This is a genomic window from Terriglobus albidus (assembly GCF_025685425.1).
In the GTDB taxonomy this organism is placed as follows: domain Bacteria; phylum Acidobacteriota; class Terriglobia; order Terriglobales; family Acidobacteriaceae; genus Terriglobus; species Terriglobus albidus.
In genome coordinates this window covers 340,396-351,258 of sequence record NZ_JAGTAS010000056.1, presented here as the reverse complement: position 1 = coordinate 351,258, position 10,863 = coordinate 340,396, and the positions used below count along the sequence as shown (strand labels likewise).

The following is a 10,863-nucleotide window of genomic DNA, read 5'->3' as shown; positions in this document are numbered from 1 at the left end:
TTGCGAAAACGCCCATAGATGCGGATGCTCTGGACTATACCTGCAGGGAAAAAGCTCTAACCGAAGTTAGATGATGCGCAAAATCCTATAATGAGACGATGCGATACCCGCCGGAACATAAAGCTGAAATCCATCAAAGAATTGTGAAAGACGCCTCACGGCGAATCCGTACAGAAGGGCTGACCGGCGCTGCCGTTTCCGCGGTGATGCAGGACACTGGTCTGACCCATGGTGGCTTCTATAAACATTTCGCGAGCAAGGATGAATTAGTTCTCGAGTCGCTAAACGAGGCCTTCCGGGAGATTATCAACCGTCTTTTGAAGGCCGCAAAAGAATCTCGCCCTGAGATCGCGTGGAAGGCCATCGTGACAACCTATCTGCAGCCGGAACATTGCTCTCAAGCTGAGAGTTGGTGCCCCCTGACCGCGCTTGCTCCTGAGATGGTTCGCACCAGCGAAGAGATGAAGGGCCGGATCTTCGACGAGCTCAGGAACTACAAAGACCTCATGCGGCCGTTCATGCCGGGACGGAGATCTACTGATAAAGAGAGCGCTTTTTTTGTAATCTTTTCGACAATGATCGGGACAGTCCAGATTGCCCGCTTGCTGCCGGATCCCGCGTTACGAGAGAAGGTACTCGCAAACACCAGGGACTTCCTGCTGCGCAGCTTCTGATTCCATTTGCATCTTTTAGAACACCGCGTGGACTGCGACTGCTACCGCACGGCTATCCGGCTTTACGCAAAGGAAATTCGTGCCCCTTCCCGGAACGAGGCGAGAGCGAACTCGGGGCATCCAGATTCGCATTGTCCTCCACGCCGACGCCAAGGCGATCCACAAGCTCGCCTCCTAACCATCCACCCACGAAAGATAATGCGACGGCGACAAATGAAAGCGTCAATGCAGCAGTCGACGGAATCTGACCAGTCTTGTCGCGTATCCACCAACTTGCAGCAAACATCACCACGACAACGACGTTTGTTCCACCATGCAGGAGGCCGATTCGCCACGCTCGCGTTTCCCTGGGAATAGCGGACCAATCGATAGCGCCAAAGACAGCCGCGCAGAGGCCGCCGATAATGCCCGCCGCAATCAGCCAGAAAGAGACGCGATACCAGAAGGCATCTCGCTGGATGAGGGCTACGATGTCGAAAGCAGCCGCGGTGGCAAGCAATCCCAGAGGAAAAACGACCAACACCGGATGAATAGGGTGTCCGAGAAATTTGGCTTTACTCTCCATGTCGCACCTCCATCTCGATAGAACCAAACCTTGATGCTGAGATGCCTGTACTGGAGATCGGGTGTCCTGCACGGAGAGGCGCGGCTGGGAAATACCTTAAAGAGGAACCGGCTGGCAACCTTGCGGCCAGCCGGTTGTGTTGCAAGTTCCTTTTATGCCTGGGGCTTAGGAACCAGGCGGATGAACTTCTGCGATGCGTTCGCCCAGTCGGCGAGCAGAGTCTTCGCCAGCGAGCTGTTCGACCTTTCTACATGTGCTTCGATCAGTTCGTGAAGCTGCATCTGCGCATGCTCGCCTGCCTGCTCGAAGGTCTCCGGAGCCAGGAAATCTTCGTGGCAACGCTTGGTCGACAGGAAGCTTCCGTCAGCGTCGTATACCCAGGCGATGCCGCCCGTCATTCCGGCGCCGAAGTTGATACCGGTCTTACCGAGAATGACAGCCATGCCGCCCGTCATGTACTCACAGCCGTGGTCGCCGATGCCTTCTACCACAGCAGTGGCGCCGGAGTTACGGACCGCGAAGCGCTCGCCCGCGCGGCCGGCGGCAAAGAGCGTGCCGCTGGTTGCGCCGTAGAGAGCCACATTGCCTAGGATGACGTGGTGGCCGGAGTGCTGTGCCGCCAGACCGCGTGCACGCAGGATGATCTCACCACCCGCAAGGCCCTTGCCGACAAAGTCGTTGGCCTGGCCTTCAAGGATGAGCTTCATACCGTCGACCGCGAAGCAGCCGAAGGACTGACCAGCGGTGCCGTTCAGGTTCAGCGTGATGTCGGGACGCGGCAGCGGAGCTTCGGCGCGCGACTTCAATAATGCCAGCTCACCCGCGATGCGCGCGCCAATAGCACGATCGCGGTTCGCCACGTCGGAGTGCACACGGTATGGCATTCCCTGCTTCGCCGCGTCGACTGCCGGGCCAACCCAGGCTTCATCGACAGCAGGACGCGAGACCGGGCGATCATTCCGGCCTCCCTGCCAGCGAACTGCGCCTTCTTCGGTAGGAACGGCCAACATCGGCTTCAGATCCAGACCGCCATCGAAACGGACCTGCTCCAATAGATCGGTGCGTCCGATTGCAGCTTCCAGCGAAGGCAGACCGTAACGGGCGAGAAGCTGTTGGACTTCCGAAGCGAGCTGCTGGAAGAACTGCACCACGTGCTCAGGCTTGCCGCGGAACTTCGCGCGGAGCTCAGGCTTCTGCGTGGCAATGCCCGTCGGGCAGGAGTTCAGGTGGCACTGGCGAGCCATATCGCAACCCAGAGTCACCAGCACTGCCGTTCCGAAAGCAAACTCGTCCGCTCCCAGAAGCGCGGCGACCAGGATGTCGCGAGCCGTCGAGAGACCACCATCGGTACGCAGACGGACGCGGCCCCGCATGCCGTTTTCGATCAACACCTGCTGCGCCTCGGCCAGACCAAGCTCCCACGGATTACCCGCGTACTTGATCGACGACAGCGCTGCTGCACCCGTACCGCCCGTGTTACCGGCGATCACGATGTAATCGGCATATGCCTTGGCCACACCCGCGGCGACCGTTCCAACGCCGCAGGAGGAGACGAGCTTCACACCCACAGCCGCACGCGGATTGACGTGCTTCAGGTCGTGGATCAGCTGGGCAAGATCCTCGATCGAGTAAATATCGTGATGCGGCGGCGGAGAGATCAACGGCACACCCGGCTGCGCGTGGCGCAGACGAGCAATCAGGCCGGAGACCTTGTGTCCGGGCAACTGTCCACCCTCACCGGGCTTGGCGCCCTGGGCAACTTTGATCTCGATCTCCTCGGCGTTTGCCAGATACTCGGCCGTAACGCCAAAGCGTCCGCTGGCAACCTGTTTGATCTTGTTGTTCAGCATGCCATGGATCGCCGGAGCGGCAACGATCGGCTCGGCAACAGCGACGCCGCCTTCGCTCTCGTTGCGGGCCATGGTGACGACACCACCGCCAGGCGTACGGAAGCTGGAGACGACCGGACTCGGCTTGTAGACGCCTGGATCTTCTCCACCCTCACCAGTGTTGGACTTGCCGCCCAGGGTGTTCATGGCCAGTGTGATCGTCGAGTGCGCCTCGGGGCTCAGGGAGCCGAGCGACATAGCCGATGCGATGAAGCGGCGGTACATCTTCTCCGGCGCTTCTACCTCACTGACAGACAGCTCCGGTCCTGCCGGGCGAATCTCCAACAGATCACGGAGGAAGGCGGGTTCGCGGCTGGCAACATTCTGGGTATAGATCTGGAAAGCAGCAGCAGGGTCGGCAGCGGCGGGAACATTACGAGCCGAGCCCACAACAGTCTGCAGCTCCTTCACCAGCGGAGGAGCCCAGCCATGCGGCTCAGTGCCGTCTGCACGGCGGAACTTCACCCAGCCCGGATCGGTGAGATCGGTTGCCTGCTCCGCGCCCCAAAGCTTACGGAGCTGCTGCTCGATCTCGGCAAAACCGATACCCGAGATAGGAGCCGGCGTCTCTGGGAAGCACTTATCGACGACACTCATGTGCAGGCCGAGGATGTCAAAGAGGTGGGCCGAACGATAGGAGTCGACGACAGAGACACCCATCTTCGACATGATCTTGGCCAGACCGGCGTCGAGCGCCTTGAGCATCTTCTTCTCGGACTCGTAGGGGTCGGTTCCGGCCGGAGTAAGAGCACGTCCGCTTTCGAGCGCCAGCCAAGGACAGACCGCGCCTGCACCGTAGCCGATGAGGACGGCGGCGTGGTGAATGTCGCGACAGTCTCCTGCCTCCACAGCGATACCCACGTTGGCGCGCAGACCAGCCCTAACCAGAACCTCATTGACGTAGGCGGTAGCCATCGCCATGGGGATTGGAAGCGAGGCGGCTGAAGCTCCACGGTCGGTCAGCAGCAGAATGCCGGCGCCGTTGCGCACCAGAGTTACAGCCTGCTCGCCGACAGCTTCGAGCCCGGCTTCGAGGGTCGTAGTTGCAGTGAAGAGACACGGCAGCTCAACCGTCTTCAGGTTGGCGGCATGATCGTACTTGTGCTCACGCAACGCAGCGGCCTGCCCCAGAGAGAGGAAGGGCGAAAACAGCGAGAGACCTGGCAGCGGAGCATGCTTGTCCAGCATGTGTGACCACGGGCCGAGACGCGTATGCAGCGAGACGACGCAGGCTTCGCGCAGTGGATCGATCGCCGGATTGGTTACCTGGGCGAAGCGCTGGCGGAAGTAGGCATAGAGCGGACGCGGAGCCTTCGCCAGAAATGCGAGCGGCGTATCGTCACCCATCGACCACACTGGATCCTTGCCCTCGGTCGCCATCGGCGCGAGGATCATGCGGACCTCTTCCTTGGTATAGCCGAAGGCAAGGTGAATCGGCAGCAGCGACTTCAGATCGGGTGTATCGGCGATGTCGGCCTTGACCAGCGGAGTCTGCTCGGCAAGAAGCTGCTGGTAGGTCGGGTCTGCATCGAACAGGTCGAAGAGCTCGTCATTATGCAGCACCTTGTGCTCGATGAGATCGACGACGAACATCTCACCTGGCCCAAGACGTCCGGACTCGATCACCGTGTTGGGATCAAGATCGACCAGGCCGGCCTCGGATCCCGCCACGACGATGCCAGTATTGGTGACGGCATAGCGTGAGGGACGCAGACCGTTACGGTCCAGGGCCGCGCCAACGACTTTACCGTCGGCAAAACCGAGCGCAGCCGGGCCGTCCCAGGGCTCAGCCATATCCACGTGATACTGCAGGAAGGAAGATGGCTTCGCAGTATAGGCCGGCGGCACCAGCATGCGGAGTGACTCAGGCAGCGTGCGGCCGTTGTAACGAAGCAGTTCGACGGTCTCGTCGAGAGAGGTGGAGTCAGAACCGCCCTGCGTCAGGATCGGCTTGCACTCATCAGGCAGGGTGGCATCGCGAGCAGCCATACGGGCGCGGTTGCCCCAAACGGTATTGATCTCGCCGTTATGCGCCAGGGCACGACAAGGCTGTGCGCGGTGCCAGGTCGGCGTGGTGTTGGTGGCGTAACGCTGGTGGAAGAGAGCGAAGGACGTCACGAAGGCTTGATTGGCCAGGTCAGGAAAGAATTCCGGCAGCAGGCGGCCGGCGCACATCGACTTGTACACGATGGTCTGAGTCGAGAGCGAACAAAGGTATCCGTCGGCTTCACCCGAAGCCAGGAAGCCGTCAAACTTCTTGCGCGCCAGATACAGCCGACGCTCCACGTCTGTGGACGTATCGTCGGTGGTGGCGATCACCTGCTTGATGACAGGCATGGTGGAGAGGGCGATCTCTCCCAGCGTCTCCGGACGGGTCGGCACCGTACGCCACGCCAGGACCTTAAACGACTGAAGCTCCAGCGAGCGGACAATGGCGGCCTCAGTTTTGGCCGAATCCACCGGCAGGAAGCACATGCCGACGGCCAGCGGTTTGTCCGCCGGGAGGTCCAGTTTCAGCTCTTCCAGCAGCAACGCACGCGGTACTGCCGCCATAATCCCTACGCCATCCGACGATTTGCCATCGGCCGCGACCGCGCCGCGGTGGGCGAGACGGGCTAGGGCGGTCAGCGCTTTGGCCAGAATGTCATACGACGGTGTGGCAGACACCTGGGCGACGAATCCAACGCCGCAGGAGTCATGGTCAAAGCGAGAGTCGAGAAGCGAGGGCACTGACATCTTCATAGCGATGAACCTGGGTAAAGCCTTCCTGTCATTCGGGGACACCTGCAGGTAGACGCTCGCGATGGCGCGTACACTTCGCCTTGAAAAGCGGCACTGCTGGGGTCCAGTCTGTATTCTACGCCGATTTCCCATCCGGATAGCGTCCGGAAGCATGGATCTCGACCTTGAGAGCAACACCGCCCGGCACTTGACATAGCGGCTGTGAATATTTATACATGATCTTGTATTTTTATGCATCAACAACGTAGTGCCGGCTGTCAAAAGCAGGTGCTGCGTTTTTCTGCTGTTCAAAGCGGCAGAGGATGCAGGATGGATGAATAGAAATTCAGGATGAAACAGCAAAGGCACAGTGCAATTCGAGAGCTTCTGGTGACGGCGACGATCACCAGCCAGGATGAGTTGCGCAAAAAGCTGGCCAAGCGTGGTTTCAATGTAACGCAGGCTACGTTGTCCCGGGATATGCGTGAATTGAACCTCTACAAGGGCCCGAACGGATATACGCTCGCCAACGTCGCAGCGACCGAGGATGACCGGTCTCCGGAGATCGATGACCTGTTGCACAGCTTTGGCCTGGAAGTGCGGCAGGCCATGAATCAGGTCGTCATCATCACGACGACTGGCGGGGCTCAGCCGGTAGCTGCCGCCCTGGACTACGAAGATTGGGAAGAGATTGTAGGCACCATTGCCGGGGATGATACCGTGCTGGTGATCTGCGGCGATATCGAGCAAGCTAAAACCATAACCGCACGGATTGCGGAGCTTATCAGGTAAGAGATGACGACGGCGACAGAGGTAAAGACGGAGATGACAGCAACAACGGGCGGCGTGCGCACGGCGGTTGCGGGCGTGAGCGGCTATGCCGGCGGAGAGCTGGCGCGGCTGCTGCTGAAGCACCCCCGGTTGCAGGAAACCAGGCCCATGTTTATTGGCCGTGAGGCGACCACGCTGAGCGAGCTACAACCGCATCTCTACGCCATTGACGAGCAGGAGCTGCCCGTAGTTCCCTACCCCGCGTGGAGCGAGCTGAAAGCCGCCGGAGTGGAGATCATCTTTCTGGCGACGCCGCATGAGCAGTCGCGGGAATGGGTACCGCAGATTCTGGATGCCGGACTTCGGGTGGTGGATCTGAGCGGCGCCTGGCGGTTAAAATCGGCCTCGAACCGGGCTGTCTATAAGCTGCACGATGCCGATGCGGAACTGGCGGCGAAGCTGGATGCCGAAGCGGTCTTCGGCTGCCCGGAGTTGCACCATGACGCCATTCGCAATGCACGTCTGGTCGCCAATCCTGGCTGCTACGCCACCAGCATCATTCTGGCGCTGCGTCCGCTGGTAGCCGCGGGGCTGGTGGACATCGAACACGGTATCGTCTGCGACGCTAAGAGCGGCGTAAGCGGCGCCGGCAAGGCTCCGACGGCAAAGACACACTTTATGCACGCCGCCGACAACCTGAGTGCCTATGCCGTCTTCGGACACCGGCACACAGGCGAAGTTTTGGAGCAGGTGGGTCTGCCGGCGGATGCGCTGCAGTTCACACCGCATCTGCTGCCAATTCCCCGCGGCATTCTGTCGACGATCTATCTGCGGCTGAAGTCGCGGATGGACAAGGTAGCCGTGGAGCAGGTCTTCCGCGAGTTTTATGCCGGCCATCCGCTGGTGCGGGTCTTCAAGGCCGGGAGCCTTCCACAGATCCAGTACATCGTGCGGACGAACTATTGCGATCTGGGCTTTGAGCTTGCGGCCGATGGCCGACGCATGGTGCTGGTGAGCTGTCTCGATAATTTGCTGAAGGGCGCGGCCGGACAAGCCGTGGAGAACATGAACGTGATGTGTGGATGGAAGGAAGAGGAGGGCCTGCTGTGAAGTACGTCGTGAAATTGGGCGGTGCGGGCCTGGAGAGCGAGAAGTTGCGGATGGATTGCGCGCGCGCCATTGTGGAACTGGCCAAAGATGGCCACCAGGTGGCCGTGGTGCATGGCGGCGGTGTACAGCTAACCAAGACGCTGACGGCTCTGGGCAAGAAGAGTGAGTTTATCCATGGGCTGCGCGTCACAGACGCCGAAACCCGCGATGCGGCCCTGATGGTGCTCGCAGGCCGGGTCAACAAGTCGCTGGTAGCGGCTTTGGGGCAGCTCGGCCAGCAGGCCGTCGGGCTTGCCGGCGGTGATGGCAATGTCTTCCGTGCACGAAAGAAGAAGACCAATCCGGACCTGGGTTTTGTCGGCGAGATTGCCGCAACCGATCCGACGTGGCTGGACGCTATCTGGAAGATGGGCGCCATTCCGGTCATCTCATCTATCGCTTTAGGTTTTGACGGTGAGTACTACAACGTAAATGCAGATGAGATGGCCTCCGCTGCCGCGGTCGCCACGAAGGCTGATGCCCTGGTGTTCCTGACAGATGTTCCCGGAGTAAAGGGAGCGGACGGAGCGGTGATGCGATGGCTTTCGTTGAAGGAGATTCCTCAGCTCGAAAAGAGCCAGGTGATCTCCGGTGGAATGCTGCCCAAGCTGAAGGCGTGCAAGGATGCTCTTCTGGGCGGTGTAAAGCGGGTTCGAATTTTGCCGGCGGAGGCAGCATCCGTGCTGCCGGATCTCGTCCATACACGAGTCAACGACGGTACAGAAGTGATGGTGGCGTAGAGATGAACAACCAGGAAAGGGTGAAAAAAATGGATCTTGCATCGATTCAGGCGGCGGAAAAGAAGTTCCTGCTTGAGACCTACGAACGCAACCCGGTGATGTTTGTAAGCGGCAAGGGCGTCTATCTGCGCGACAGCGAAGGCAACGACTATCTGGACCTGTTGAGCGGTATCGGTGTTTCGGCCCTGGGGTACGGGCATCCCGCGATTGAGAATGCGATCGCGGAGCAGTCGAAGAAACTGCTGCACACCTCCAACCTGTTCTTTCATGAAGGCACGGCCACGCTCGCGCTCAAATTGACCGAGCTGACCGGCATGGACCGGGTCTTCTTCTGCAACTCGGGTACAGAGGCCTGGGAGGCGGCGCTGAAGCTCGCCCGCGCCCACGCCGGCGTACTGCGCGAAGAGGGCAGGACGATCGGGACGAAGTTCCTCGCGCTGGAGCACAGCTTCCATGGCCGGACAATGGGATCGGTCGCCACAACGCATAAGGACAAGTACCGCGAGCCCTTCGCTCCCGTGATGCCCGATGTTGAGTTCGTGCGCTTCAATGACATCGAAGACCTGAAGGCAAAGTTCTCCGACGACGTCTGTGGCATTTGCATTGAGGTGCTGCAGGGCGAGGGTGGCATTCACCCTGTCTCGAAGGAGTTCTTCGCAGCGGCACGCGCGCTGTGCGACTCGACCGGCGCCCTGCTGCTGGCCGATGAGATTCAGAGCGGGATGGGCCGGACGGGCAAGTGGACGGCGTACCAGCACTTCGGTGTTCAACCCGACATTACGACCCTGGCGAAACCGCTCGCGGGTGGCCTGCCGATGGGCGCCATGCTTTGCAGCGAGGAAGCTGCCCGTGCCATGAAGCCCGGTCTGCATGGAACCACCTTTGGCGGAGGCCCGCTGGCCTGCGCCGTAGCTACAGCGGTGATCGATGAGATCGAGAAATCAAACCTGCTGGCTCATGTGACCGAGGTCGGTAACTACTTTATGGAGCAGTTGCAGGCCCTTGCTGTAAAGCACCCTGAAATCATCTCGGTACGTGGTATCGGTATGATGATCGGCGCGGAGATCAAACACCCTGAGTTGGCAAAGCTGGTTGCCACGCAGATGATGGACCGCCGTATTCTAATCAACCGCACCAGTGAGACGGTACTGCGGTTCCTTCCGCCTTACCTGATCGAAAAGAAACATGTAAACATTGCAGTAAGCGCTCTGGACGAGATTTTGAGGCAAGCCAAGGACGCAACGACTCCAGTGCTTGCCGGTGAGGCAGCCCATGGATAGCAAAACCATCGTCATGAGCCCGAGGAATGAGGGAGTAGCAGTGCCGAAAGTATCATTGGGAATTCAAAGCGATAGCGCATTCAGCGAGGCCGCAAAGCGCTTGAAGGGCCGCGATCTGTGTTCGATCGCCGATCTGACGGTGGAAGAGATGGCAGCCATCATGGAGCTGGCTCATGCCGTCAAAAACCATCCGGAAGATTTCAAGACAGCCCTCGATGGCAAACAGATGGTGATGTTCTTCGAAAAGGCGTCGTTGCGTACGCGCCTGACCTTCGAAGCCGCCATCAATACCATGGGCGGCAACGCCATCTTCGTCGACCAGACGCAGAGCCCCCTGGGTGAGCGCGAGAGCCTGGCCGATATGGCCCATAATCTTGAGCGCTGGATGAGCGTGATTGTCCTGCGCACGTATTCGCACGACACCATCACCGAGATGGCTGCTTCCGCCAAGGTGCCTGTCGTCAATGCCCTTTCGGATTATGAGCATCCGTGCCAGGCGATTGCCGACTTCCTGACGCTGGAAGAGAAGTTCTCAACCTGCGAAGGCCTGAAGTTCACCTACGTCGGTGACGGCAATAACGTCTGCCACTCCCTGATGCTGGCCGCGGCGCAGCTCGGCGCACATTGCACCATCGCGACGCCGAAGAATTACGGACCGAAGCTGGACGTGATTCACAAGGCCATCGAGATCGCGGAGCAGACCGGCGGAAGCATCACGCTGACGCAGGACCCCATCAAGGCCGTCACCGGCGCTGATGCGATCTATACCGATGTCTGCACTTCGATGGGCTTCGAACACGAGGCGACCAAGCGCGCACCGATCTTCAAGCCCTACCAGGTCAACGACGAGCTCATGTCGCATGCCAACGATCAGGCCGTCTTCATGCACTGCCTGCCGGCACACCGCAACGCCGAAGTGACCGACGCCGTGCTGGATGGTCCGCAGTCGATCGTCTTCGATCAGGCGGAGAACCGGATGCATGCGCAGAAGGCCATCCTGCTGATGCTGCTCGGAGGCGCCAAGCGCATTCCGAAGGCGAAGAAGCGGTTCGTCTAACAGACAGGCGGTAGAAA

General features: G+C 59.9%; 8 protein-coding genes. 6 read left to right on the top strand and 2 right to left on the bottom strand.

From position 1 onward, the window contains the following. The first annotated feature begins 143 nt into the window (after nt 1–143). On the top strand, nt 144–674 hold the full coding sequence (locus OHL21_RS16020; protein ID WP_263418286.1) for a TetR/AcrR family transcriptional regulator: 531 nt from the start codon (nt 144–146) through the stop codon (nt 672–674). Between the two features lie 52 nt (nt 675–726). Here the strand turns inward: OHL21_RS16020 and OHL21_RS16015 are convergent, their stop codons facing one another. Further along, nucleotides 727–1,239, bottom strand: coding sequence for a DUF2231 domain-containing protein (locus OHL21_RS16015; protein WP_263418285.1), 513 nt, complete (start codon nt 1,237–1,239; stop codon nt 727–729). 152 nt (nt 1,240–1,391) lie between these two features. Beyond that, nucleotides 1,392–5,870, bottom strand: a complete 4,479-nt coding sequence (locus tag OHL21_RS16010) for a glutamate synthase-related protein (protein WP_263418284.1) — start codon at nt 5,868–5,870, stop codon at nt 1,392–1,394. Between the two features lie 330 nt (nt 5,871–6,200). Between OHL21_RS16010 and OHL21_RS16005 the strand changes: the two genes are divergently transcribed. Genes OHL21_RS16005 through argF form a run of 5 tightly spaced genes read left to right on the top strand, consistent with a single transcriptional unit; the run spans nt 6,201 to nt 10,846 of the window. Next, entirely contained in the window at nt 6,201–6,641 is a 441-nt protein-coding gene (locus OHL21_RS16005; RefSeq protein WP_263418283.1) for an arginine repressor, read from the top strand. Between the two features lie 3 nt (nt 6,642–6,644). Beyond that, a complete protein-coding gene (argC, locus tag OHL21_RS16000) occupies nt 6,645–7,730 on the top strand; it encodes an N-acetyl-gamma-glutamyl-phosphate reductase (RefSeq protein WP_263418282.1) in 1,086 nt (361 codons plus the stop codon). Next, a complete protein-coding gene (gene argB, locus OHL21_RS15995; RefSeq protein ID WP_263418281.1) occupies nt 7,727–8,509 on the top strand; it encodes an acetylglutamate kinase in 783 nt (260 codons plus the stop codon). The genes argC and argB overlap by 4 nt, the downstream gene beginning before the upstream one ends. 29 nt (nt 8,510–8,538) lie before the next feature. Next, nucleotides 8,539–9,789, top strand: coding sequence for an aspartate aminotransferase family protein (locus tag OHL21_RS15990; protein WP_263418280.1), 1,251 nt, complete (start codon nt 8,539–8,541; stop codon nt 9,787–9,789). Further along, nucleotides 9,782–10,846: an ornithine carbamoyltransferase gene (argF, locus tag OHL21_RS15985; protein ID WP_263418279.1), complete on the top strand. Its 1,065-nt coding sequence runs from the start codon at nt 9,782–9,784 to the stop codon at nt 10,844–10,846. The genes OHL21_RS15990 and argF overlap by 8 nt, the downstream gene beginning before the upstream one ends. Nucleotides 10,847–10,863 lie beyond the last annotated feature (17 nt).